General features: G+C 70.4%; 26 protein-coding genes. 13 read left to right on the plus strand and 13 right to left on the minus strand.

The window, feature by feature from the left end; all coding sequences use genetic code 11:
* Positions 1-156 precede the first annotated feature (156 nt).
* Positions 157-1119, plus strand: coding sequence for an MsnO8 family LLM class oxidoreductase (locus tag J4E04_RS03440; protein ID WP_307091295.1), 963 nt, complete (start codon positions 157-159; stop codon positions 1117-1119).
* A 4-nt stretch (positions 1120-1123) separates the two neighbouring features.
* Here the strand turns inward: J4E04_RS03440 and J4E04_RS03445 are convergent, their stop codons facing one another.
* The 3 genes from J4E04_RS03445 to J4E04_RS03455 form a co-directional block, all read right to left on the minus strand.
* Entirely contained in the window at positions 1124-2230 is a 1107-nt protein-coding gene (locus tag J4E04_RS03445) for an endonuclease/exonuclease/phosphatase family protein (RefSeq protein ID WP_490149887.1), read from the minus strand.
* A 64-nt stretch (positions 2231-2294) separates the two neighbouring features.
* Positions 2295-3644: an MFS transporter gene (locus tag J4E04_RS03450; protein WP_027504582.1), complete on the minus strand. Its 1350-nt coding sequence runs from the start codon at positions 3642-3644 to the stop codon at positions 2295-2297.
* A 182-nt stretch (positions 3645-3826) separates the two neighbouring features.
* On the minus strand, positions 3827-4210 hold the full coding sequence (locus J4E04_RS03455) for a VOC family protein (protein WP_222639283.1): 384 nt from the start codon (positions 4208-4210) through the stop codon (positions 3827-3829).
* Between the two features lie 153 nt (positions 4211-4363).
* On the opposite strand from J4E04_RS03455, the gene J4E04_RS03460 reads away from it, so the two are divergent.
* A complete protein-coding gene (locus tag J4E04_RS03460; protein ID WP_027504584.1) occupies positions 4364-5257 on the plus strand; it encodes an SDR family oxidoreductase in 894 nt (297 codons plus the stop codon).
* On the opposite strand, the gene J4E04_RS03465 is transcribed toward J4E04_RS03460, so the two are convergent.
* From J4E04_RS03465 to J4E04_RS03485, 5 genes are read right to left on the minus strand one after another with little or no spacing between them, the layout of a single operon-like run.
* Complete coding sequence (locus tag J4E04_RS03465) at positions 5236-5733, minus strand: SixA phosphatase family protein (RefSeq protein WP_027504585.1); 498 nt, start codon at positions 5731-5733, stop codon at positions 5236-5238. The two genes, J4E04_RS03460 and J4E04_RS03465, sit on opposite strands and share 22 nt — an antisense overlap.
* A gap of 9 nt (positions 5734-5742) precedes the next feature.
* Positions 5743-6540: a glycosyltransferase family 2 protein gene (locus tag J4E04_RS03470; RefSeq protein WP_490149888.1), complete on the minus strand. Its 798-nt coding sequence runs from the start codon at positions 6538-6540 to the stop codon at positions 5743-5745.
* Between the two features lie 30 nt (positions 6541-6570).
* Complete coding sequence (locus tag J4E04_RS03475) at positions 6571-7563, minus strand: glycosyltransferase (protein WP_490149889.1); 993 nt, start codon at positions 7561-7563, stop codon at positions 6571-6573.
* Positions 7560-8693, minus strand: coding sequence for a glycosyltransferase (locus J4E04_RS03480; RefSeq protein WP_328811218.1), 1134 nt, complete (start codon positions 8691-8693; stop codon positions 7560-7562). The genes J4E04_RS03475 and J4E04_RS03480 overlap by 4 nt, the downstream gene beginning before the upstream one ends.
* Positions 8690-9775: a hypothetical protein gene (locus J4E04_RS03485; protein WP_231476217.1), complete on the minus strand. Its 1086-nt coding sequence runs from the start codon at positions 9773-9775 to the stop codon at positions 8690-8692. Before J4E04_RS03485 ends, J4E04_RS03480 begins: the two co-directional genes overlap by 4 nt.
* Positions 9776-9969: 194 nt before the next feature.
* Between J4E04_RS03485 and J4E04_RS03490 the strand changes: the two genes are divergently transcribed.
* The 4 genes from J4E04_RS03490 to J4E04_RS03505 are packed head-to-tail and all read left to right on the plus strand — an operon-like array spanning position 9970 to position 14477.
* Positions 9970-10923 carry a WcbI family polysaccharide biosynthesis putative acetyltransferase gene (locus J4E04_RS03490; RefSeq protein ID WP_222639296.1) on the plus strand — a complete coding sequence of 318 codons (954 nt, stop codon included), beginning with the start codon at positions 9970-9972 and terminating at the stop codon, positions 10921-10923.
* Positions 10920-11918: a glycosyltransferase gene (locus J4E04_RS03495; protein ID WP_490149890.1), complete on the plus strand. Its 999-nt coding sequence runs from the start codon at positions 10920-10922 to the stop codon at positions 11916-11918. Before J4E04_RS03490 ends, J4E04_RS03495 begins: the two co-directional genes overlap by 4 nt.
* The gene (locus tag J4E04_RS03500; protein ID WP_328812125.1) at positions 11915-13246 is read left to right on the plus strand and encodes a glycosyltransferase family 2 protein; all 1332 of its coding nucleotides are present in this window, start codon (positions 11915-11917) and stop codon (positions 13244-13246) included. The genes J4E04_RS03495 and J4E04_RS03500 overlap by 4 nt, the downstream gene beginning before the upstream one ends.
* A gap of 40 nt (positions 13247-13286) precedes the next feature.
* Positions 13287-14477 carry an NAD(P)/FAD-dependent oxidoreductase gene (locus J4E04_RS03505; RefSeq protein WP_490149891.1) on the plus strand — a complete coding sequence of 397 codons (1191 nt, stop codon included), beginning with the start codon at positions 13287-13289 and terminating at the stop codon, positions 14475-14477.
* A 1-nt stretch (position 14478) separates the two neighbouring features.
* On the opposite strand, the gene J4E04_RS03510 is transcribed toward J4E04_RS03505, so the two are convergent.
* Positions 14479-15108: a TetR/AcrR family transcriptional regulator gene (locus J4E04_RS03510; protein ID WP_222631777.1), complete on the minus strand. Its 630-nt coding sequence runs from the start codon at positions 15106-15108 to the stop codon at positions 14479-14481.
* An 89-nt stretch (positions 15109-15197) separates the two neighbouring features.
* Between J4E04_RS03510 and J4E04_RS03515 the strand changes: the two genes are divergently transcribed.
* A complete protein-coding gene (locus tag J4E04_RS03515) occupies positions 15198-16541 on the plus strand; it encodes a cytochrome P450 (RefSeq protein ID WP_490149892.1) in 1344 nt (447 codons plus the stop codon).
* Here J4E04_RS03515 and J4E04_RS03520 read toward each other — a convergent pair.
* A complete protein-coding gene (locus J4E04_RS03520) occupies positions 16483-16911 on the minus strand; it encodes a DUF1707 SHOCT-like domain-containing protein (RefSeq protein ID WP_490149893.1) in 429 nt (142 codons plus the stop codon). The genes J4E04_RS03515 and J4E04_RS03520 overlap by 59 nt on opposite strands.
* 115 nt (positions 16912-17026) lie before the next feature.
* Here J4E04_RS03520 and J4E04_RS03525 point away from each other — a divergent pair, with 115 nt between their 5' ends.
* Complete coding sequence (locus tag J4E04_RS03525; RefSeq protein ID WP_490149894.1) at positions 17027-17545, plus strand: PadR family transcriptional regulator; 519 nt, start codon at positions 17027-17029, stop codon at positions 17543-17545.
* A gap of 60 nt (positions 17546-17605) precedes the next feature.
* Here the strand turns inward: J4E04_RS03525 and J4E04_RS03530 are convergent, their stop codons facing one another.
* Complete coding sequence (locus tag J4E04_RS03530) at positions 17606-18430, minus strand: acyl-[acyl-carrier-protein] thioesterase (RefSeq protein WP_490149895.1); 825 nt, start codon at positions 18428-18430, stop codon at positions 17606-17608.
* 14 nt (positions 18431-18444) lie between these two features.
* Entirely contained in the window at positions 18445-18939 is a 495-nt protein-coding gene (gene aroQ / locus J4E04_RS03535) for a type II 3-dehydroquinate dehydratase (protein ID WP_285184371.1), read from the minus strand.
* A gap of 32 nt (positions 18940-18971) precedes the next feature.
* Here aroQ and J4E04_RS03540 point away from each other — a divergent pair, with 32 nt between their 5' ends.
* A complete protein-coding gene (locus J4E04_RS03540) occupies positions 18972-20264 on the plus strand; it encodes an MFS transporter (RefSeq protein ID WP_490149896.1) in 1293 nt (430 codons plus the stop codon).
* Here the strand turns inward: J4E04_RS03540 and J4E04_RS03545 are convergent.
* A complete protein-coding gene (locus J4E04_RS03545) occupies positions 20212-21429 on the minus strand; it encodes an MFS transporter (protein WP_490149897.1) in 1218 nt (405 codons plus the stop codon). The two genes, J4E04_RS03540 and J4E04_RS03545, sit on opposite strands and share 53 nt — an antisense overlap.
* A 49-nt stretch (positions 21430-21478) precedes the next feature.
* Here J4E04_RS03545 and J4E04_RS03550 point away from each other — a divergent pair, with 49 nt between their 5' ends.
* The 4 genes from J4E04_RS03550 (at position 21479) to J4E04_RS03565 (ending at position 24982) form a co-directional block, all read left to right on the plus strand.
* Entirely contained in the window at positions 21479-22507 is a 1029-nt protein-coding gene (locus J4E04_RS03550) for a substrate-binding domain-containing protein (RefSeq protein ID WP_490149898.1), read from the plus strand.
* Between the two features lie 111 nt (positions 22508-22618).
* Complete coding sequence (locus J4E04_RS03555) at positions 22619-23578, plus strand: lysophospholipid acyltransferase family protein (protein ID WP_222645498.1); 960 nt, start codon at positions 22619-22621, stop codon at positions 23576-23578.
* Between the two features lie 16 nt (positions 23579-23594).
* Entirely contained in the window at positions 23595-23978 is a 384-nt protein-coding gene (locus J4E04_RS03560; RefSeq protein ID WP_056441761.1) for a MerR family transcriptional regulator, read from the plus strand.
* An 8-nt stretch (positions 23979-23986) separates the two neighbouring features.
* A complete protein-coding gene (locus J4E04_RS03565) occupies positions 23987-24982 on the plus strand; it encodes an aldo/keto reductase (RefSeq protein ID WP_307108275.1) in 996 nt (331 codons plus the stop codon).
* Positions 24983-25014: the final 32 nt, after the last annotated feature.

Below are 25014 nucleotides of genomic sequence, written 5' to 3' on the forward strand. Positions count from 1 at the left end.
ACCATCGATCGAGAACAGTCGAATGGTCAGTCTCCCGTGAATGGTGCATGTGATGGAACCACTCGACCGGATTGTATGACTGTTACCAATCTCTGTGCCGGTTTATCGGGCGGGTAGGGGCGGAACAGGGCGACTCCCGCGAGGGTTGTTCAGAGTATGCGTCTGTCCCTTCTCGATCGCTCCCGTACCCGCACCGATCGGTCCGCCGCCGCCGCGGTGTCGGACACGATCGAGCGTGCGCGGTGGGCCGAGGCGGCGGGTTACGAGCGGTTCTGGGTGGCCGAGCATCACGCCGTCCCCGGCATCGCGAGCGGCTCACCCGCGGTGCTGCTCGCCGCGATCGGCGCGGCGACGTCGCGGATTCGGCTGGGGTCGGGCGGCGTCATGCTGCCGAACCACTCGCCCATCGTCGTCGCCGAGCAGTTCGCGATGCTCGACGCACTGTGTCCCGGCCGGGTCGACCTCGGTGTCGGCCGGTCGCTGGGGTTCACTCCGCCGATACGCAAGGTGCTGCGGGCGGACACCGAGGACGCCGAGCGCTTCGCCGACGACCTCGCGGATCTGCAGGACTTCCTGCTCGGCACCGGTCCGGTGACCGTGCAGCCCGCGCCCGAGCGACTGATCCCGATCCACGTTCTCGCGACGGGTCACGGGCTCGCGATCGCCGCGCAGCGCGGGCTTCCCGTCGTGGTGGGCGGTCCGATGCTGTCGGGGGACCTGGCTCCACTGGAGGCGTATCGACGCGAGTTCGTTCCCTCGGCCTTCGCGGCGCAGCCGTCCGTGACGGTGTCGCTCGACGTGCTGGTCGCCGACACCGACGCCGAGGCCCGCCGTCTCGCCATGGCGGAGGCCGTGGCCATGGCGGACTCCCGCCGGACCGGGGAGTTCCCACCGTTGCGGGCGGTCACCGAGATGCCCGACGGACTCACTCCCCGAGCTCGGGAGTCGGCCCAGCGCTCCCTCGACGGCAGCGTGCACGGCAGTCCGGCGACGGTGCGCCGCCGGCTCGAGGACCTCGTCGACCGCACCGGTGCCGACGAGATCCTGTCCTCGGCATCGACGTTCGACCGTGACGCTCTGCGTGCGTCCGACGAGGCGTTGGCCGCACTGCTGCGCTGACGGGTCAGACCTGTAGGTCCACCCATACCAGTCTGTGATCGCTCGCCGACAGCAACTCGGCGCCCGGCTCGCCGGGCGCGGGCCAGAAGACCCCCGACCCGGTGACCGTCAGATCGGTGCTCGGCAGGACGTAGTCCACCCGCAGATCACCCGGCACGGGATCGGCGAAGTCCGCCGTGTCGGTGCCGGCGGTCGGCGAGGTGGGCGCCGGGTCCTGCAGCGCCGGGCTGTCGAGCAGTTGCGCGATGGCGCCCGGATAGGAGTCCCCGTCGACCGGATCGCTGTTCTGGTCCCCCAACACCACGAACGAGGAACCGTTCGGCAGGCCGCCGGCGAGTCCGGTGTCGTCGACGAGGTAATCGGCGCCGGCGATGTAGTCCGCGGTGAGCCGGATCTCGTCGTGATTGCGTCGGCCGTTGCGGTCCTCGGGCCCGTCGAAGGAGGGCGGCGTGGGGTGCGAGACGAGCAGGTGGATCACCCGCCCGTCGATGTCCACGGGCACGTCCCAGTGCGACTTGCTCGACAGGCGCAGGGCGTCCGAGTTCGCGCCGTAGTACTCGCGCGGCAGCAGGTTGTCGGGCATGTCGGCCCAGCGGAAGGTCTGGAACGTGCGGACCGCGGCGGCGTCGAGTGGGAACTTCGAGAGGACGACCATGCCGTACTGGCCGGGGAACTGCCCGAAGCCCCAGGCGTCGTTCGGTCCGTCGGACCGCCCGTCCCCGTCGAGGTCGAGCCCGGACGGCTCGCCGGTGTTGACGGGCGCCGTGTACGCGAACGGGTAGTCGATCGGTGCGTCGCCGACGGCGAGGTAGTTGTCGCGGAAGAGGTCGACGGCGCCGTCAGAGTAGTCGAACTCGTTGAGCAGCAGCATGTCCGGGGCGTTGCGCTGGACCACGTCGGCCACCGACCGGATCTGCGGATCCGTTCCGGACCGCAGTGCGGCGACCAGATCGCCGGCGGCGGGGCGATTCATGCTGGCGTTGTACGTCGCGACGCGGACGGTACGTGGGTCATCGGGCGGCTCGTCGGCGGCAGGCGAGCTGCAGGCGGTCAGGGTGTGGACGGACGCGGCGAGGACGGACGCGGCGAGAAGCACGCGGGTGAGTCGCATGGTGCGGGACGCTATCGCGCCGCCCTGACAGACGGGCGAACACGAGAGGGCGGGCAGGGGCGTGTCAGGCCACGCCGTCCAGCACCCGCTGCGCGTCCGGCGACACGTACGGGTAGGCGCAGAGGGCGAGCACGCCCCCGATCAGCAGCAGGGGCAGCAGCGGGACCATGCCGGTGGTGAGGGAGCCGTACGCGTCGGACACCGCGCCGACGAGGAGCGGTCCGACGGCGCCGCCCACGGTCGCGGCGATCTGCAGCAGTCCGTAACCCAGTCCGCGGTCGCGCGGGGCGAGCACGTCGGCGACGCACGAGGTGAGCGTGGGGATCGCCCAGGCGGTGAAGAAGCCGAACACGGTGAGCAGCACGGTGAAGGGCAGCCAGCTCTCGGAGGCCAACGCCCCGGCCATGGCCGCGGTGCCCAGCAGGATTCCGGTGCCGCCCACCAGGACGCGCCACTGCGACGGCGTCGAGAACAGGGTTCGCCGGGTGAGCAGGGATCCGACGAGCGTGCCGCCGACGATGCCGATCAGTGTCAGACCACCGCCCGCGGACGCGGCGGCCGCTTCGCCGAGGCCGAATCGGCGTTGCAACAGGCTGGGCACCCAGAACGTCAGGCCACCGACCGCGAGGCTCATGACGGTGAGCGCGCCGCCGGTGAACCACAGCGTCCGGATCGGTGCGACGCGGCGGAGTTGGACCGGCATCGGGTCGGTGGTGGCCTCCGGCGCAGGCGTGTCCGCGCTGCCCGCGGCCAGTCTGTCGGCGTACCCCCGTTCGGGCTCGCGCACGCGTGACATCAGGACGGCGACCACCACACCGGGAATCGCCATGACGAGGAAGGCGCCGCGCCACCCGAGCCACTCGGCGAGCACTCCGCCCAGCACGATGCCGGCGCCGCCGAGGTAGGCCGCGGTCCGCCACCACCCGAAGGCCGTCGGGCGGGTCGCGGGTGGGTGGAAGTCGGCGAGCATGCTGGCGCTGGCCGGGTTGTCGATGGCCTCGGCGGCGGCGAGGCCCATGCGCACCAGGTAGAAGACGGCGAAGGTGGGAGCGAGCGCGGAACCGACCGTCGCCAGGGCCCACAGGAAGACGACGACGGTGATGATGCGGCCGCGGTCGTGGCGGTCGGCGAGGTAGGCGGCGGGCATCGCGAGCAGGCCCGCGGCGACGGCGGCCGCGGTGGGGATGGAGCCGGCCGCCGTGTCGCCGAACCCGAACTCCGCCTGCAGCTGCGGCAGCACGGCGGCGACCAGGCTGAATTCGATGCGGTCGACGAGGGAGACCAGCACCAGCACGATCGCGGGTCCCCACCCGTACGGGAGGGTGAGGGAGTCGCGCCGCGCCCCGATCGTGCGCCACCGCGGTGCTCGCGTCGCCGCCGCACCCCGCTCGGTCCGATTCTCGGTCTCCGTCACTGCCGCCCCCGTCCGACCGGCGCGCCTGCCGATTCGGGCGCAGCCTATTCCGGCGAAACGCCCGGGTGCCGTTGTCGGGAGAAGCTTGGGCGGACCCACCATCGGGCCCGCCGGGACTCTTGCTCCATCACCCCCGTGCGCCTTTTGCGTATCCCTGGATGCGCGAAAGGCGCACGGGGGCGTCAGCCCACCGGCAGTTGCTGCACCGCCCACCTGTTGCCGTCCGGGTCGGCGAAGTACGTGAACAACCCCCAGCCCTCGTCCTTCACCGGGGTGGCCTCGACGCCCGCGGACAGCAGCATCTCGTACGCGGCCTGCGCGTCCTGTACGACGACGAGCATGCCCTCGACGGATCCGGGTGCGGCGGAGGTGATGTTCTTCCCGATCGCGATCGAGCACGCGGAACCGGGTGGGGTGAGCTGTACGTAGCGCACGTCCGGGAAGGGAGTGGCGTCGTGATCGGCGTGGAAGCCGATGCGCGTGTAGAACTCCTTCGCACGGTCGACGTCGGTGACGGGCAGCATGACGAGCTGGATCTCCATGGTGAGCGGGTGCGTGGCGGTCATGGTCGGCCTCTCCTCGTGTCGGATGATGACCGAGATTCTGCTCCCGATCGAGGACGATCACGGTCCGCAATGCGCCGCCGATTCCGAGGAACAGTAGGTGTCATCTCCGGTCACAGGTACTGTGACCGGACATTCGTCGTCAGGAGGACTCACATGGTCAGCGTGCGCAACAAGGTCGTGCTCATCACCGGAGCGGGCCGCGGTATCGGCGAGGCGACGGCGCGGGCTCTCGCGGCCAAGGGCGCGAAGCTGGTGCTGACCGACGTGGACGAGGCGCCTCTGACGGCACTCGTGGCCGATCTGGGCGACGTCGCCGTGGGGGTGCGCGCCGACGTGCGGGATCTCGCGGACATGCAGGCCGCCGTGGACGCGGGAATCGCGCGATTCGGAGGCATCGACGTGGTCCTCGCGAACGCCGGCATCTCGAGCTACGGGTCGGTGCTCAACGTCGATCCGGAGACGTTCAAGCGCGTGATCGACATCAACACCACGGGCGTCTTCCACACCGTCCGCGCGGCGCTGCCCTCGCTCATCGAGCGCAAGGGCTACGTGCTCGTCGTGTCCTCGCTCGCCGCCTTCACCGCCTGCCCCGGACTCGCGTCGTACAACGCGAGCAAGGCGGGAGCCGAACACTTCGCCAACGCCCTGCGCCTCGAGGTGAAGTACCAGGGTGTGGACGTCGGCTCCGCCCACATGGCGTGGATCGACACTCCACTGGTGCAGGACGCCAAGTCCGACCTCACCGCGTTCCAGGATCTGCTGTCCGTGCTGCCCTGGCCGCTCGGCCGCACCCTGCCGGTCGAGGCGTGTGTCGATGCCTTCGTCCGCGCGGTGGAGCGGCGGTCACGCCGGGTCTACGTTCCCGGCATCGTGGGCGGCATCGGGTGGGTGCGCTCCGTGCTCACCACTCGGCTCGGTGAGGCCACGACGCTGCGCCACGTGCCGCGCATCCTGCCGAAGATGGACGCCGAGGTGAAGGCGCTGGGTCGCTCGGAGAGCGCGCGCAATCGTGCTGTGGTGGAGGGTCAGTCGACGCGGAGCGCGTGAGTCAGGCGGGCGCGCCCCGGCCCGAGATCCGACCAGTCGCCGGTGAACTCCAGCACCGCCAGCGCGGAGGTGGGGTAGCCCCGTCGGATCCACACCGCCGCGTCCGACTCCTGATCGTCGGCGAGTTCCAGTGCCGTGAAGGGGATTCCGGGTGCGTGGCCCACCACCAACACGCTGGCCGCCGAGTCGTCTGTCGCGGTGATCTCGCGGACGATGTCGTCGGGGGAGCCCCCGTAGACGGTGCCCTCGAAGCGCACCGGCGCGTCGACGGCCGTGCGCTCGAGAGTCTGGCGAGTACGCGTCGCCGTCGAGCAGATCACCGCGTCCACGGCGCCGACGTTCGCCCGGATCCAGTCGCCGGCCGCGGCGGCCTGGCGACGGCCCCGCTCGTCGAGCGGCCGGTCGTGGTCGTCCACCCCGTCCGGGTACGAGGACTTGCCGTGGCGCATCAGGATCAGGGTGCGGGTGTCGGACATCGCTCGATGCTAGTGCCCGACCGGGCGGCGAGCGATGCTGCTGCCCTCGGGCGTCCAGTCGATGTCGCCGCGCTCGCGAAAAGCGTTCAGCCACCCGATCATCGGCCAGTGTCCCCATCGACCGTGGAAGATGGCGGCGTTGGTCACGATGTCGTCGAGATGCTCGATCGGCGGCGAGGACACGGGGTGCCACTGATGGTGCGCGTGCGCTCCGCCGACCCACAGCAGATCCAGACCCGATCGTTCCGCGACGCGGCCGACGTCGGTGTCCTCGCCGCCGTAGCCCGTGTAGTCCTCGCAGAACCCCCCGAGCGTGTGCCACGTCGCCGACGTGACCGCGAACGACAGCGACCAGAACAGATCCCAGTTCGTTCCGATCTCGACGTGCCCGGGCGCCGGATTCGGGCGCGCCGCATGGGGATTCGTCCATCCGTCGAGGTCGTCCGGGTACCCACCGGAGACCTCGGGCAGGTAGGTGACCGGCCCGCACAGCACGGCTCCGTCGCGCGCACGACGGACGTACCGGTCGATCATCTCGCGGCTCGGGATGCAGTCGACGTCCAAGAAGATCAGCAGATCGGCACCGGCCTCGAGGGCGAGGCGGGCACCCTCGTTGCGCGCCCGAGCCAGGGGTAGCGCGTCGCCGACGCGGGGAACGACGGCGGTGGCGTCCACGACCGTCGGGTCACCCATCGACACCACGACGTGCAGATCGGCTCGCCGCGTCGAGCGAGAGAGACCGCGGCGTTGCGCAGCGAGGTGCTCCGCGCGACCCGACACGATCGTCACCACGGCCACCGAAGTCATGTAAGCACCGACGTCATGTAAGCACCGACGTCACGCCCACACGTCCTCGATCGCCGCTGCCGCACGACGCGCTGCGCCGTCCACCTCGGTCCGTGCCCGGATGTCGCCGGTCAGCGCACCGGCACGGTTCAGGATCTCGGGCCACCGGTCCGGATCGGGCCACGACTCGAGCGAGATCGCCAGCCCCGCGGCCCCCAGCGCGCGAGTGGTCGCGAGTTGCTCCCCGTGCGGGCGACTCTCGGCCACGACCACCGCGGGGGCACCCGATGCGGCCACGTCGGCCACCGCGTTCTGCCCGCCGTGCGTGACCACCACGCCGGCACCGGTCAGCAGCGGCCACACGTCGTCCACCCAGGGGGTGCCGGGCGCGCCGACACCGCGCCAGGTGCGGGTCGGCGTGGCAGCACCCGCTCGGGCGAGGTGGTCCGGGGTGAGAGCTGAGCCCCCTGCGCCCGCGAGCACGACGACGGACAACGGGTCGCGGTCGGTTCCGGCGCGGGCACGATCGGCGTGGGCACTGATCGAGCCGGCGTACACGGTCCTGTCCTCGAACTCGCGCAACCACTCCGGCCGGTACACCGAGGCCGACCACGGAGCGACGATGCGGTCGGCGACGCGATAGGCCAGCTGATGGGGCGCATCGGTGCGCTCGCCCGGCATCGCGAACACGACCACCCGAACACCCATGAGTCGCACGAACATCGCAACCTCGACGGACACGTCCACGACGACGCATCGGGGGCGATGCTCGTCCACGAACCGCGCGAGGGCGGCCATGCGGTCGGTCATCCCGGGGACCGAGGTGGGCGCCCAGTGGACGACCCCGTGAGCGGTGGGGTCGTCCGGATCGTCACTGCCGTCGGGTGTGTCTGTAGGAAGTGTGATCCAGCCCGCGAACGGGTCGATGTCCGACGGCCGGGGCCGCGAGGACAGCACCGTCACCGGCTCGGCGAGCGCCCGTGCGACGGACCGGGCGCGGGTCAGATGCCCCACGCCGTGGTGGTGGACGTAGTACCCGATCATGCAGGGACGGCGGCGGTTCGGCCCGACGTCGTCAGCAACTCGCGGTAGAGGTCGAGATAGCTGTCCACCATCGTCGCGTCCGAACAGATGCGCTCCGCGCGAGCGCGGGCGTGCGCACGGGGGAGGCGCGCAGCATCTCCGATGGCCCCGGCGAGAGCGTCGATGTCGTCGGCGGGCACCATCCGGCCACACGTGTCGTCGAGGATCTCCGGGATGCCGCCGCGACGGAAGGCCGCCACCGGTGTGCCGCACGCGAGTGCTTCGGCGACCACGAGCCCGTACGGCTCGTCCCACTGCGGCGTCACCAGTGCGACGGCGGCTCCGCCGACCAGATCGGCGAGTTCCTTCTGCATCAGGTGACCCTCGTAGGTGACGCCGTCGCCGAGGCGGGGCTCCACCGCCGTCCGGAAGTAGTCGTCGTCGGCTGCCGGTCCGGCGATGCGCAGGTGGTAGCCGGCGCGCCGGGCGGCGTCGATGGCGAGATCGACCCCCTTCTCGGGAACCAACCGGCCCGTCCACACCGCGTACTCGCCCGCCCCGCCGCGATCGCCGGTGCCCTGGCCGAACGGCCACCGGTCGAGCGGGATCCCGTTGGGAACCACGGGGATCGGACCCGCGACGGGTAGCCACTGCTGCGCCGTGTACTCGCTCACCGCGGCGTACCCGGTGTTCGGATTGAGCGGCACCGCGGCCGCCGACTCCAGCCAGGCGAGCGGTGGCGTGTGCAGCGTCGTGAGCATGGGGACCGGCACCATCGAGGACATCGCGATGGGCAGGTAGTGGAGGCTGTGATTGTGGATCACGTCGAACGACTGTGCCAGGGGCCCGGCCAGTTCGAGCATGACCGACAGATAGGCGTGATGCTCGTGCACCACCCACGACGGTCCCATGTGTTCGGTCCGCGCGTGCGGACTCATCTGGAACGTGTGGACGTCGATGACGTCGTGCGCGACGTCGGTCGACGTGCCTTCGGCACCGAAGAGCGTGACGCGATGGCCGCGCTCGGTGAGGGCATGGGCGAGATGCCACACGTGTGCCTCGAGGCCACCCGCGAACGGTTGCGCGATGGGGAAGCGCGACGATCCGAGAAGGGCGATGCGCAGTGGACGTGCGGTGGCGGCGACCGTCATACGAGCACGGCTCCGTCCGCGCGGCCCGAGGCGACGGGAGCGGACAGGGCACGGTATAGCGCGGCGTGCTCGGCGGCGATCGCGCTCTGCTGATGGCGTCGGTAGTCGGCGAAGTCCGGGCCGGTCGGCTCGGTGCGCAGCGCCTCGCCCACCGCGGCATCGAGCGACGCGGGATCGAAGAGGCCGGGTCCGAACACGAAGGTGGGGCACGGGAACTGATCGGCGAAGTGGCCGATGTCCGGGACGACGGGGACGACGCCGAGGTCGCGGCACGCCTCCATCCAGCCAGAGTGCGTACCGAAGCGGTACGGAAGCACGGACACGTCGATCTCGGACAGGTACTGCCACAGCTCCGCGTCGGTGAACCGACGATGCACCCGCACGTCGACGTCAGGGTGATCACGGAAGGCCAGCAACCGCTCGCCACGCTCCGGTGCGTACCAGTGGCTCGTGTGGTCGAACACGTCGTCGTCGATGTCGAGACGCACCACGGCGTCGCGTGCCGACGCGGCCGCCACGACGGTCGCCATGACCGCCTCGGGATCGAGGTTCGCGCGCAACGACTTGGCGTGCACGGCGACGACTGCGCGCTCGTGCGCCGTGGTGTCGCGTGCGGTGATGACGTCGAGCGGTGCGACGTGCGGATGCGGGATCACCATTGCCGAGCGGCCCCACAGACGTTCGATCTCCCGAGCGGCGCGGTCGGTCAGCGTGATGACGGCGGCCGCGGCGGGGACGAGGACGTCGAGCTGGGACCGGTGCATGTCGAGCTCGGCGAAGTGTGGATTGTGCAGGTCGTGCACCGTGAGAACCAGGGGGGTCGACGACTCGCGCAGCACGGAGACGACGTCGGCGAGACGGTCCGGTGTGGCGGCGTCGAAGCCGAAGTGCAGGTGCACCACGTCGATGTCGTCGATGTGCGCGCGGAGATAGTCGGGCTCGAGCAGGCGCGGCGGCCACCACTGCCCGGGCGTGGTCGCCTCGAGGGGCCGGGGATCGTCGAGCAGAAGAATGTCGTCGCCCGTGGCGACGACAGCGGCGACGTACGGGTGCGCAGCAGGGATGGATGCGACGGCGATCACGGCTCGGGTCATCCTCTCGGGGGCAGACGCGCGCGCCCGAGGGGTGGGCAGGGCGGCACGGGTGTACGAACAGGGATCGGGCCGCCTTCTGGACCACGACAAAAGAGGAATGCCCCGGGGGGCTCGTCCACAAACGCGGTGTCGTGCAGGTCTCTCACCGCTTCGCCTGCGCGCTGTCCGGGTAACCCGACGTCATGCCTCACTCTGCGTCGACCGAGCCGGACGGCCGGACGCGTCATTACGGCGAGTTCTACGGTCTCGACCCGGTGCCCGACGATCCACCGCTGTGGATCGTGCTCGGGAACTGCCAGGCCGAGGCCGTGCGAGTGATGCTCGACGAGGTGCCGGACGCGCCGTTCCGGACCGTGCGCATGCCGCCGGTGCACGAACTCGACTCGGCCGACGTGCGGCACCTCGCCGAGCTGGCCGGCCGGGCCTCGGTGTTGCTGGCGCAGCCGGTTCGCGACGACTACCGCGACCTGCCGATCGGGACGAACCAGGTGGCGTCGATGCTGCCGGAGCACGCCCGGGTCGTGCGGTGGCCGGTCTTCCGGTACAGCGGGCTGTACCCGTTCCAGGTGATCGTGCGGCACCCGAGCGACCCGTCGGCGTCTCCCGCCGGCGCTCCGTACCACGATCTGCGCACGGTGCTCGTGGCCGCAGGCAGGGTGGCATCCGAGGAGTGGCGCGCCGCTCCCGTCGCCCCTGACGCGCTGCGCGCGAACGCCGAGGCGAGCATCGCCGAACTCGCACGACGCGAGCGCCGGGACTGCGACGTCGCGATCTCGGACGTCCTGACCGCCCTCGGAGCGGACGCCGCACACACGATCAACCACCCCGGCAATCCGGTGCTGCTCGAGCTGGCCACGCGCATCCTGTCGGCAGCCGGTGTCGACGCTGCGGCGGCGGATCCGGGCCGCGTACTGCTCGATTCGGTGCACACGCCGCTGGAGTCCGCTGTCGTCGACGCGCTCGACCTCGGCGCCGCGCCCCGGCCGGACTGGGTGATCGGCGGCTCCGTCGTCGATGCCGAGGACATTCACCGTCGCCAACTGCAGTGGTACGCCGAGCATCCCGCGTTCGTGGACGCCGCGCTCACTCGACACGCGGACACGCTCTCGCTGCTGCTACCGGAGGTCGACTCGTGACGTCGGTCGCGCATCTCGTCATCGGTCCCGAGCGACACGGGGTGGTGCAGTTCGCGCTGCGCATCCGCGACGGCATCATCGACGCCGGTCTCGAGTCGACGCTCCTGCGTCACGAGTCCGCGAGTGACGTCACGTCGATTCCGGACGTCGACGTCGTGCACCTGCACGTGACGGACCGATTGTTCGGGTCACCGGCGACGGCTGCGGCCGGGGTGGTCGAGGACTTGGCGCGGCGCATCCACGCATCGGGTTCCGCGTTCGTGGTGACGCTGCACGATCTGCCGCAGCCGTCCGACGGCCGATCCGCGTCTGCGCGCGTCGAGTGCTACCGACGGGTGGTCGCGTGCGCGGACACCGTGATCGTCAGCAGCGAGCACGAACGAGACCTGGTGCGCGAGGCCGGTATCGGTACCCCGTCCGTCGTGATCCCGCTTCCCGTGGCGACGGGGGCCGGCATCCGCACGGACAGCGGCGAGGTGACCGTCGGCGTCCTCGGGTTCCTGTACCCGGGCAAGGGACACGCCGAGGTGCTGGACGCGCTGCCCCCGGGCGCGCACCTGCTGGCACTGGGAACGCCGTCGCCGGGACACGATCATCTGGTCGACGAGCTGATCGAGTCCGCGGCGGCACACGGCACCACCGTGCGTGTCACCGGCTACATCGACGACGCCGACCTTCCGGTCGAACTCGGCCGCGTCACCGTTCCCGTGGCGCATCATCGGCACATGTCCGCGTCCGGGTCGATCAACACCTGGATCGAGCACGGCCGTCGACCGCTGGTGGTGGCCGGCGCGTACACCCGTGAGTTCGCCCGGCGCTCGCCCGGCACCGTGACCCTGTACGAGGAGGACCGACTCGCCGAGGCGCTCGCCGACGCGGCGGGTGACCCCGAGTCGACGTGGCTGGAGGACGGGGTCGTCGCGCACCCCACGCGCGCGGAGGTCGGCGCCGCGCACGTGCGGGTGTACGCGGAGTCGGTCGTGGTGCACGCGTGATCACCACCGCGGTCCCCACCCCGCTCGGCCACGCGGTGCCCGGCAACAGGTGGGACCTGCTGCGCGACATCGATGCTCCGCGCCCGTCGGTCAGCGTCGTCGTGCCCTATTTCGAACAGCAACGGTCGCTGGATCTGGTTCTCGCGGCGCTCGAGCAGCAGACGTACCGCGCGTTCGAGGTGATCGTCGCGGACGACGGCTCGGCCACGGCGCCGCTCGTCCGCAGTGCGCTCGACGTCACGGTGGTCTCGCAGGAGGACCGTGGCTTCCGTGCCGCCGCGGCGCGCAATCTCGGGGCCCGTGCCGCGTCCGGTGACGTGCTCTGTTTCCTCGACGCCGACACGGTTCCCGAGCCCGGGTACCTCCAGGCGCTCGTGCGTCTGCCGTCGCTGGTTCCCGATGCACTCACCGTCGGTCGACGGCGACACGCGGACCTGTCCGCGCTGGGCCGACTTCCGGGGCCGGACGACGAGATCCTCGACGAGCCGCGCTGGTTGATCGACGCGTACCGCGGTTCGCGAGATCTGCTCGATGCCGATCATCGCTCCTATCGCCACGTCATCAGCGCGGTGATGTGTTGCACCGCAGCATTCTTCGAGGAGATCGGCGGCTTCGACGAGTCGTTCGGCGGATACGGCGGAGAGGACTGGGAGCTGGCCAATCGCGCCTACCTCGCCGGCGCCCTGATCGCGCATGTGCCGGACGCCGTCGCCTGGCACGACGGTCCCGACTGGGCCGGCCGACCCGGTGAGCAACGCACCGAGCAGAAGAACACGGAGGCCCTGTCCCTGCTTCCACTCGTCACCGACCCCGCTGCGCGCACCCACGGCGTCCGGTACGCCGTTCCCGACCTCACGGCGGTCGTGCACGCCGACGGACACAGTGCCGCATCGCTGTTGGTGACGGTGGGATCGGTGCTCGCGCAGGGGGACGTCACCGTGTGGGTGGACGGAACAGACGCCGCGGATCTCGTCGCGTCGTGGCGGACCGACGACCCGCGAATCCGCCTCGGTGTCCCCGGCGGCGACGACGTACGGCGCAGCCGCTTCGGGCTCGACCTCGTCGGTCCGGTCGTCCTGGCCCCGGATGCAGCGCGGACGCTGGCGGCGTCGACGCCTCCGCAAGGCCCCGGTCTGGTGCGGTCGACCGTGCCCGGCGGCAGTGTGGAGTGGTGGTCGTGGCGCGCCGTGCGCCGGGCCCGCCGGTGGGCCGACGCACTGGATCGCACCCCGCAGCAGGCCCTCGCCGACCTGTTCGGCATCACGGACGTACCGGCCGACGAGGTCGGCATCGCCGCGGGTCCGCATCAGCCGGACCTGTCGTGGTGAGACCCCCGAACCATTCGAGTCACAGGACACCGGAGGCATCATGACCACCGAGCACGACATCGTCATCATCGGCGGGGGCAACGCGGGCATCAGCGCCGCCGCCCGTTTCCTGAACAAGGGTGTCTCCGACGTGGTGGTCATCGAACCGCAGGAGGTGCACACCTATCGGCCGCTGCTGTCCTACGTCGGCGGCGGGCAGGCGTCCCTCGCGTCCGCGCAGCGCTCCCAGCGCTCGGTGACACCGAAAGGCTGTACCTGGATCCAGGAGCGTGTCGTCTCGGTGGACACCGTGACGCGGACGGTGCGCACCGAGTCGGGCACGGAGGTGCGCTACCGCGACCTCGTCGTGGGATCCGGTCTCGTGCCCGATCACGACGCACTGCCCGGAATCGACGCGGCGCTGGCGTCGTCGTCGGTGGCGAGCAACTACCTCGACGAGGCGACGCGTACCTGGCACCTCGTGCAGACGATGCGTCCCGACGGGCACGCCGTCTTCACGGTTCCTCGTGCGCCGGTGAGCTGCACCGGCACCACCATCAAGCCGCTGTTCCTCGCCGCCGCGCACTGGCGGAAGGTGGGTGCCGCGCCGTCTATGACGCTGGTGGTCGACCGCCCGGATCTCGTGGGAGTGCCGGCGCTCGACGCCCGGCTGCGGAAGTACCTGCGGGAGCTGGATGTCCGAGTGCTTCACCGCACCGCCGTGACGGCGCTCGCGCCGGGCGAGCGATCGATCACGGTGACCGGCGCGGACGGTCGCACCGAGCGGATCGGCTACGACATGCTGCATCTGGTGCCGCCCTACCGCGGACCGCGGTGGGTCGAGGAGACCGGCCTGGCGAGCGCTGATCCCGGCACGCACGCAGTGGTGGACGTGGATCCGCGGACCTTCCGGCACCGCACACACGAGGGCGTGTGGGCCGTGGGCGACGGCGCGTCCATCGACACCGACCCCTCGGGCGGCGGACTACGCCGCCAGGTGTCGATCCTCGTCGACAACGTGCTGGCGCAACGATCGAACGAGGCGCTGGGGGAGTACGACGGCTACACCGTGGCGCCGATCCCGGTGGACGCGCGGCGTCTCATCGCGGCCGAGTTCGATCGCACCGGCGAGATCACGTCGTCGTTGCCGTCGTTCCTGGACCCGCTGAAGCCCCGTCGGCTCTCGCGGGCGGGCGACCGGTTCGGCCTGCCGTTCACGTACTGGCACCTGTTGCTGAAGGGCCATCTCTGAGTCAGCTCGTCGGGCGCAGCATTCCGGTGAGGAACAGTTGCGTCGCAGCATCGACGATCTCGTCGGGGGTCGCACCGATGTGGTCCTGCAACCGGGCGGAGACGAGTTCGGAGCAGGCGCCGATGAACATCAGCGCCATGAGCCGGTCCTGCGGCGGCGGGAGTGCGCGGTCGGCCCAGAGTTCGTGCGAGCGTTCGACGACCACGTCCGCGACGGCGTCGATGGTCGCCTGACGTCGAGCTCGCAGGGTCGGTGACGCCATCGACTCGACGAACGCGATCCGGCCCTTGCGGGGGTCGGACAGCATGATCGACACCACGGCGCTCAGAGCGGCCCGCACGCGGTCGGCGACGTCTCCGTCCGTGGACGAGACGGCATGGATCGCAGCGCTTCTCACCTCGTCGGCAACGCCGTCGAGCACGGCGAGCAGCAGGTCCGACTTGGTGCGGAAGCTCTCGTAGAAATACCGCTCGGTGAGCCCGGCGGCCGCGCAGACCGCGGTCATCGTCGTCTTGTCGGTGCCCACCGAGGACATGAGGTCCAGGCCCGCCTCGATCAGTGCGGCCCGGCGGCGGACGGCGCGGTCCGCCGCGTCCACTCCGCCGTAGGTCCTGCTCGCGGGTTCCGCCATACCGTCAGTCTCGCAGGTCTTGACGAGCGCCTCTCCTGTGACGCACACTACATCTGACAGGACGCCCTGTCAGATACTCAGGAGGCCCCATGGCTCACGCGCTCGCCGCCCCACCGCTCGGCTCCGATCTCCGTCCCGTCATGGGCAGTGCGGGCATCCCCTACGTCGGCCGTTCGATGCAGTACATCCGGGACCCCCTCGCCCTGTGGCGGCAGCAGGAGCGGCGCTACGGGCAGGTCTCGTGGCACACGATGGCGGGCCGGCGCGTGGTGCTGGTGCTCGGCGCCGACGGGTGCGAGGAGATCCTGACCAACCGGGACAAGGCGTTCAGCAACGCACTCGGCTGGCGGCCGCTCATCGGGCCGTTCTTCGACAACGGGCTCATGCTCATGGACCTCGGCGAGCACCGCCACCACCGGCGGCTGCTGCAGCAGGCGTTCACCAAGGACCGTCTCGCGTCCTACGCCGCGGCGATGGAACCGCTGATCGCCCGCACCGTGCAGGAGTGGGACTCGTCGGAGCACTTCGAGATCTATCCCGCCGTGAAGTCGTTGACGCTCGGCCTCGCGACCGAGGTGTTCATGGGCGGGGTGCGGGACGGTGACACCCGGCTGGACGCCGTCAACAAGGCCTTCGTCGACTGTGTTCAGGCGGCGACGTCCATCGTCCGGCTCGACGTGCCCGGTGGTCGGTGGCGCCGGGGTCTGAAGGGTCGACGCTTCCTCGAAGACTTTCTGCGGGACTATCTTCCGGATCGGCGGCGCGGCGACGGCCGAGATCTGTTCTCGGTGCTCGCCCACCTCGAGGACGACGACGGCGAGCGCTTCTCCGACGACGCGATCATCGACCACATGATCTTCCTGCTGATGGCAGCGCACGACACGTCGACCATCACCATCTCCACGATGGTCGATCAGCTCGGCCGACACCCGCAGTGGCAGGAGGAATGTCGCCGGCAGTCGCTGGCCGCGGGCCCCGACGTCTCCGCACCCGAGGCGCGGGCGGGTCTGACGGCACTCGACGCGGTGATGAAGGAATCGCTGCGCATGCTCGCTCCGCTGCCCACCATGGCGCGATGGACGGTGCGGGACACGGTGATCCGCGGCCATCACGTGCCTGCCGACGTGATGGTGGTGGCCACGCCGCACTACACGCATCACGATCCCACCTACTGGTCGGATCCCGAGGTCTTCGACCCCACCCGCTTCGACGGTCGCGCGCTGCCGCACAAGTTCGCGTGGCAACCGTTCGGCGGCGGGGTCCACACGTGCCTGGGTCAGTTCTTCTCGGCCATCGAGATCACGATGGTGCTGCACCACCTCCTGCGCCACCACACGTGGTCGGTGTCGGCCGATCGTGCGACACCGATCGACTTCACCTCCTTGCCGTATCCCAAGGACGGGCAGCCCGTGCGGCTGCAGCGCCGCAGCTGACGGTGCCGAGGCCCTGTGTCGCCGCGGCGATGCTGTGTACGAGCAGCACCATGCCCCACGGCCCGGCCACCCAGACGGGCCAGGGGTACAGCATCGATCCCGAGGCGACGCAGGTGATCACGTAGATCGCGCTGCACAGCGCGACCACCGACGCCCACCGCAGCCACGCGGCCGCGGGCACGGTCGTCGGATGTCCGGGTGTGGACGGCGCTGGATGTAGATCGGCGGTGACGGCGGCCAGGTCTGCATCGGAGCGGGCCGAGACCACGGCCGCGGAGCGGGTGTCGAACTCGTCCAGGGTCAGGCGCCCGTCTCCCACCGCGGCGGTGAGGAGTGCGAGTGCCTGCTCGTGTGTCTGCGGTGCGGTCATCGAACGCTCGATTCGTCGGGGTGGTCGAGATCGGGGGACGACAGTCCACTGTGGAATGTCCGATCTCAGACTGCACCGTCCACTGTGGGCTGTCAAGGTGTGGGACGATGACGCCATGGCCGACACTCGTGGCACCACCGTCAACGCGACGGCGGCCTCTCTGCTGGGATTCCTGCACAACGGGCCCATGTCCGGATGGGACCTCGTCGCCACGGCGCAGGTCTGCATCGGCGGCTTCTGGACGGTCACGCGCTCCCAGGTCTACCGCGAACTCTCCGGCCTCGCCCGCGCCGGACTGGTGGAGGAACTCGAGACGCAGGCGCGTGATCGCAAGCCGTACCGCATCACCGACGCGGGGCGAGCCGAGTTCGCCGCCTGGATCTCGGTGCTCCCCGAGCCGGAGGTCATTCGTCATCCGCTGCTGCTGATGATCTCCTTCGGCGAGCACGTGCCGGCGTCCGTGCTGAGCGAGGCGGTGGCGGCGCACCGGAGCACGCACGAGGAGAACCTGCGCCGGTATCGCGAGCAGAAGGGCGCCGCGCTCGACGATCCCTACGCCGCGGCCACCCTCGATTTCGGCATCGCCTACGAGACGATGGTGCTGAGCTGGCTCGACGGCCTGCCCTGGCAGTAGGCGACCGGCCTCCGGGGTTTCTGCTCCCCTCGCGCCGCCTGCGAGCGGGATCCCGCCGATTCAGTCGGCGAGAGGAGCAGAAGCGCCACTCGCGCCGGCGCGCGCCACCACGCACGCGATCGTGCGCACCGTGTCGTCCACCATGAACCACACCGTCACCGCCGGTGCACCGTCCACGTCGTGCCGACGCCAGCGGAGCGTGACGTGATCCGGCGCCATGATCGGCGAGAGATACTCGATGACCGCGCGGTGCGGTCCGCCGGTGATCTCGCCGGACTCCGCGCGGGCGAGCACCTCCTCGACGGCCTGCCAGTAGGCGGCGTTGTTCACGTGGTTGAACGCGTCGACGTCGGTGATGCGCAGCGGGAACGCGAGATCTGTCAGTGAGGACTCCGGGGCCGGATCGCGGATCCACTGCTTCCACCTGAGTCTGGTCTCGCCCGCTGTGCGGGTGAGCAGCGCGAGCCCCTCGTCGGAGATGCGCGTCGGCATGCCCGTCGTCGACGAGATGCTGATCCAGAATCCCTCGGTGCGGATGTGCGCGCCCTTGTCGCCGGTGATGTCGACGCGCATGTTCGACCATCGCGTCGACAGACCGGAACACCAGCGCCGCAACGTGATCCGCTCGGGCCAGACCGACGGTCGGTCGATGTCCATGATCGTGCGGCGCACGATCCAGAACGGATCCGTCTCCCCGAGTCCGGAGGCGTCGAGGTTGTCCGACCCGATGTCCTGCAGGTACCGGGCGACGGAGTCGTAGCGCAGCCGGTTCGCGGTGTCGACGTCGCCGGCGCGGATGGGCCACGCGGTCTCGAACCCCTCGCCCGTCGGCGGCTGTGGTGCGAGTTCGTGGCTGGTGACGGGGGAGAGGTCCATGGTGCTCATTTCCGACGTGATGGTCAGGACGTGCGGGCGCAGATCTCGTCGACGGCGTAGCGGTACCCGCGGACGCCGCACCCGGCGATCACCGACACGGCGATCCCCGAGACGAAGCTGTGGTGTCGGAACTCCTCGCGGGCGTGCACGTTCGAGATGTGGATCTCGACGACGGGGATCTCGGGCACGACCAGAGCATCGCGCAGAACGACCGACGTGTGGGTCAGACCGCCCGGGTTGATGACGATTCCCGACGCCGTCCCGCGCGCCTCGTGAATCCAGTCGATCAACGTGCCCTCGTGGTTGGACTGCTCGGCACGAATCGTGCGTCCGTGGCGTTCCGCGGTCTCGCGGCACAGCGCGACCACGTCGTCGAGCGTCTCGGTGCCGTAGACCTCGGGTTGGCGGGTTCCGAGCATGTTCAGGTTCGGACCGTTGAGCACCAGGATGGGCAGCGGGGAGGCCGGAGGCCGGCCGTCGTCAGGCAGCGTGTCGTGGTGGGCGTGACCGTGGGTCATGGGTGCGGACTCTACCCGGGAGACTGAGCAGCATGCGCGCGTGGATCGTCTGGGGAACAGGTGTCCTCGCCTACATCGTCGGCGTCCTGCATCGCACGTCGTTCGGTGTGTCGGGGCTCGACGCGGCGGATCGGTACGCCGCGAGTCCGTTGGTGCTGTCGTCGTTCGTCGTCCTGCAGGTCGTCGTCTACGCGGCCATGCAGATCCCCGCGGGAGTGCTGCTCGACAGGGTGGGTCCGCGCGCGATGATCGTCACGGGAGCGCTGGTCATGGCGTCGGGGCAGATGATCCTGGCGTTCACCGACTCGCTGCCGGTGGCGGTGGCGGCCCGTGCCGTCGTGGGTGTCGGTGATGCGCTGACGTTCATCTCGGTGCTGCGGCTGGTGCCGAAGTGGTTCGCGCCCCGCCGGGTTCCGCTGGTCTCGCAGCTGACGGGCATCTTCGGGCAGGTCGGGCAGGTGCTGTCCGCGGTGCCGTTCCTGACGCTGTTGCACGGCGGGGGGTGGTCCGTCGCCTACGGCGCGGCCGCGGGCAGCGGGGTGGTGGTCGCGCTGGCCGCGTTCCTCGCCGTCTCGAACTCGCCCGATCCCGGACCCGGCAGCGCGCCGCGGGTGACGTTCCGCGAGACGGTGCGCAACATCTCCGTCGTCTGGTCACGGCCCGGTACCCGGCTCGGCTTCTTCTCCCACATGGGGACGCAGTTCTCCATCACCGTGTTCGCGCTGATGTGGGGAGTGCCCTACCTCAGTTCGGCGCAGGGGGTGTCGTCCGCGGTGGTGGGTGCGCTGCTCACCACGTCGGTGGTGTCGGCCATCGTGTCGGGCATCGTCGTCGGCATCCTGACGGGGCGCTATCCCATGCGCCGGTCGTGGATGGTGCTGGCGATCATGGCCAGCAACGCTCTCATGTGGGCGGTGGTGCTCGCTCTTCCGGGACCCGCGCCGACGTGGTTGCTGTTCGTCCTGGTGATCGTCATCTCGGTCGGTGGTCCGGGGTCGGCCATCGGCTTCGACTACGCGCGCACGTTCAATCCGTCGGTCGCGCTCGGCACCGCCCAGGGCATGGTGAACATCGGCGGATTCCTCGCATCGCTGCTGGTGATGCAGGCCATGGGCGCCATTCTGAACGCGATGGGCGGGTATACCTTCGAGGCGTTCCGTGTCGCGTGGCTCACGCAGTACGCGGTCTGGGCCGTGGCGGCGACGGGTGTGCTGGTGGCCCGCCGCAAGACCCGTCGCGACGCGGGGATCTCGCCCCGGACCTGGCGCGAGGTCAGGGAGCGGATGCGGTCGCAGCGACCGGCACGGGAGCCGTCGGAGCCGTGAAGGCCGACCGCCCGGTGAGGACGCCGAGCAGTGCCAGCAGCATGGTGACGGCCGCGAAGACCAGCACCGCCGTCACCGACAGGGCGTCGACGATGCCGCCGCCCACCAGGGCACCCGTCGCGATGGCCACCTGGAAGGTCACGACGTAGATCGCCGACGCGCGGTCCGCCGCGGCCCCGGCCGGTGCCGAGTGCAGGACGGCCGACTGGATGCACACCGGGATGGTGGTGAAGGCCATGCCCCACAGAGCGATGGCGACGATCGCCAGCACGCCGGATCCGGTGGACAGCGCCAGGACCAGCGCCGCGAGCGCGGTGGTGATGGCGGTGAGGACGACGATCGTCGAGCGCCACGGACCGCGGTCGTATGTGCGACCGATGAGCCAGATGCCGGCGACGCCGGCGAGTCCGTAGACGAACAGCATGGTCGAGAGCACGCTCCCCGATGTGCCGATGCCCTCGCCGACCACGAGCGCGAAGTACGTGTAGCCGGCGAAGTGGCCCAGCGCGGCGAGGAACGTGATGCCGCACAGCAGGACGAGCACCCGGCTGATGCCGGGGCGCGACGTTGCCGTGGTGGCGACCGGAGTCGCGACCGGGAGAGCGGGCAGCAACCGGGTCAGGGCGACGGTGATGGCCAGCGCGACGACGCCGAGCGTCGCGGCGGCGACGCGCCAGTGCGTCCACTGTCCGAGGGCGGCGGTCAGCGGATTGCCCGCGACGAGTGCCAACGACGTCCCGGCGTAGACGAGCGCGATCGCCTTCGCGCGCTTGCCCGGTGCGGCGAGTGACGCCGCGACCGGAGCCACCACGGCCCAGAACACACCGTGGGTGGCCGCGCAGATCAGTCGTGCTCCGACCAGCATCGGATAGCCGACGGACACCGCCGACACGAGTTGCGACACCGCGAGTGCGCCGGCGGTGATGACGACGACCTTGCGACGGTCCCACGACTTCACCGCCGCCATCAGCGGCAACGTGATCACGGCGACCGCGTACGCGTAGAAGGTCAGCAGCAGCCCGATGGCCGATTCGCCGACACCGAGGTCGGCGGACATCTCGGGGAGCAGTCCCACAGGCAGCGTCTCCGCCGTGACGTAGATGAACGCGGTCGCGCCGAGGACGAGCAGAGCGGGCGTGTTCGCGCGCGGAGGTGCCGTGGACATGCTGTGTAACGATACACACGGACGGGGCTGGGCGATAGAGTGGCGATCGATGACCTCGCACACACGCGTCACCATGGCCGACGTCGCGGCGGCGGCCGGCGTCTCGGTCATGAGCGTGTCCTACGCGTACGGGCGGCCGGAGCGGGTCTCGGACGAGACGCGGGCGAAGGTGTTCGACGCCGCCGAGCGACTCGGCTACACCGGCCCGCACCGGGGCGCGCAGTCGCTCCGCAGCGGCCGCAGCAACAACCTCGCCGTGCTTCTGACGGAGAAGCTGACGTACGCGTTCGACGACCCGCAGGCTCGCCGGTTCCTGTCCGGAGTGGCCGACGCGTGCCTCGACACCGACACCGGCCTGGTGATCCTGCCGAACACGCGCGTCGCCCGCGACGTCGACCGGGTGCGCGACGCCGCCGTGGACGGGTACGTCTTCTGGACCACGGTCACCGGGGACCCATTGCTCGACGCGGCCGTCGCCACCGGGCGACCCGTGTGCGTGCAGGGCGGTCCGGAGCACGACGGCACGACGTTGGTCAGCATCGACGACGCCGCCGCGGCCGAGGCGGTCGCCCTGATCGCCCTCGCGGGTGCCGCGCGACCGCTGGTGCTCGCTTTTCCTGCCGACGAGCATCGGGAGCGGCGCCTCGTGCACGGACCGGATCCGGAGACGATCGACTTCCCGGTGACGAGGAACCGTCTGCGGGGCTACCGCGCGGCTGCCGAGGCGCTGGGGCTCGACTGGTCCGCGGTGCCCGTCGCGTTCGGCACCGGCAGCTTCCGCTCGGAGGGGACGCGCGCGATGCAGGATCACCTGGACGCGCTGCCGGACACGGTGCTGGCGATGAGTGACGAGATGGCGCTCGGGGCATTGTCGGTGGTGCGGGACCGCGGCCTGCAGGTGCCGGGCGACCTGGCGATGGTCGGGTGGGACGACACCGAGGAAGCGGCGGGCGCAAGGCTGACGACGGTGGCCCAGTCGCTGTACGAGCAGGGGCGCAGCGCTGCGCGGGCCGTGCTCGCGGGTGAGCCCGTCGCGACACCGGAGTGGCACGTCGTGCGGCGGACCTCGACGAGGTGAGGCGTGCGAGGCTGCACACGAACCACCGCCCCGGGGCCGGATGTGCTGATTCGTCACGGCCTGTGTGCAACCGGGGTACGGCGCATCTGACCGTGCAGTAGGTTCGGCCTCATGAGTGGCGCCGATCACACAGACATTTCCCCTACCGACCATCGCGATCCCGAGCTGCAGGACCAGGCCGAGCGGGTCGCCGCCGCGGCCCGGCTGACGATGAAGGACAAGCGCGAGAACGCGTCCGGTGGACTCGGCGGCCTGGTCGCTTCGCGCGCCGGCGACTGGGACCTCACGGACCAGGACGTCGACAGCATGCGGCGCCAGGAGAAGTTCTGGAACCCGCTCGTCGACAAGTACTTCCGCATGGAGATCGACGGGTGGGAGACCATCCCGCCGCCACCGGTGCTGCTGGTCGGCGTGCATTCGGGTGCACCGTTCGTGTGGGACGCCTGGACGGTGGGGGCGCAGTGGTGGCGACGGTTCGGCCCGTCACGCACGCTGCACGGCACCGCGCACGATGCGCTGATGGCCTTCCCCCTCATCGGCACGGTGTTCCGGTCGATGGGTGTCCTGCCCGCTGCTCCAGACTCGATGTCCACGGCACTGGCCGAGGGGCGCGACGTCATCGTGTGGCCCGGAGGTGAGGTCGACTCGCTGCGACCGTGGAGCGAACGTGACGTCGCCACCCTCGGCGGGCGCACCGGCTTCATCAAGCTCGCCATCCGCTGCGGGGTGCCGATCGTGCCGATCGCCACCGTCGGCGGTGCCGACGCCATGCCCGTGCTGGTCCGCGGTGACAAGCTCTCGAAGATGTTGGGGCTGGACAAGATCGCGCGACTCAAGGTGTTCCCCATCGCCGTGTCGCTGCCGTGGATCATCGCGCCGGCCGCACTTCCGCAGATCCCGCTGCCCGCCAAGATCCGGACCCGCTTCATGCCGCCCGTCGAGGTGGATCACGATCTCGCCCGCGTGGACGACGAGGAGTACGTGGAGGCCAAGTACGAGGAGGTGCGGCGCTCCATCCAGTCGGGCATGGACGCGCTCGCCACCAAGAGGAAGTTCCCGCTCTTCCGCTGATGCCTAAGCTGACGGGGTGAGTCACAGCATCGCGGAGGCGTCCGAGCAGACCGGGCTGACCATCGACACGCTGCGGTACTACGAGCGTGACGGGTTGCTCCTGCGCGCGGTGCCGCGGTCGTCCACCGGACAGCGCCGCTACAGCGACGACGACATCACGTGGATCGTCCTCATCACCCGACTGCGCGCCACCGGGATGTCGATCGCGGAGGTGCGGCACTACGCCGACCTGGTGCGTCAGGGCGAGGGGACGGAGCAGCAGCGGCTCGACGCCCTCCGCGCGCATCGGGAACGGGTGCTGGCGCAGCTCGCCGAGGTGACCGGCCATCTGCGCGCGATCGACCACAAGATCGAGCTCTACGTCGGCAGGCTTGACCTGGAGCGCACTCCAGCACGTTGAGTGGGGGCATGACGCTCACCTCACGCACCCTCGGTACGCAGTCCCCTCTCACCGTCTCCGCCCTCGGCCTCGGCTGCATGGGTATGTCCGAGTTCTACGGCGACACCGACCGCGCCTCCGGCATCGCCACCATCCACCGCGCTCTCGAACTCGGTGTGACCTTCCTCGACACGGCCGACATGTACGGCCCGTTCGTCAACGAGGAGCTGGTCGGCGAGGCCATCGCCGGCCGTCGGGACCAGGTGGTGCTCGCCACCAAGTTCGGCAACGAGCGACTCGCCGACGGCACCCGTCTCGGCATCAACGGCACCCCCGAGTACGTTCGCGCGGCCTGCGACGCGTCGTTGTCGCGGCTCGGTGTCGACCACATCGACCTGTACTACCAGCACCGCGTCGACAAGTCGGTCCCCATCGAGGACACGGTCGGCGCGATGGCGGAGCTGGTGCAGGCGGGCAAGGTGCGCCATCTCGGGATGTCCGAGGCGTCGGCCGCGACCATCCGCCGGGCGCACGCAGTGCACCCGATCACGGCCGTGCAGACCGAGTACTCCCTGTTCACGCGAGATCTCGAGGAGACTGTGCTCCCGACGCTCCGTGAGCTCGGCATCGGGTTGGTCCCGTATTCGCCGCTCGGTCGCGGGCTGTTGACCGGCGCCATCGCACACGAGTCGGAGTTGGCGGAGAAGGACTCGCGCCGCACCGCGTACTTCCCGCGGTTCCAGGGCGAGGCGCTCGAGGCGAACCTGACGCTCGTGGCGCGCATCCGTGAGATCGCGGACCGGCTGGGATGCACGCCCGGTCAGCTGGCTCTGGCGTGGGTGCTGGCACAGGGCGAGGACGTCGCGCCGATCCCCGGAACCAAGCGCGTGCGCTACCTCGAGGAGAACGTGGCAGCGGCGGACGTCGCGGTGACGCAGGAGATCCTCGACGAACTCGAGGCAGCGGTGCCCGCGTCGGCCGTGGCCGGAGCACGCTACGGAGACATGTCCAGCATCGACGAGTGAGCCCTGAGGCCACCCCCCACCGCGAGTACGTC

This window comes from Rhodococcus sp. NFXS4, assembly GCF_058139645.1.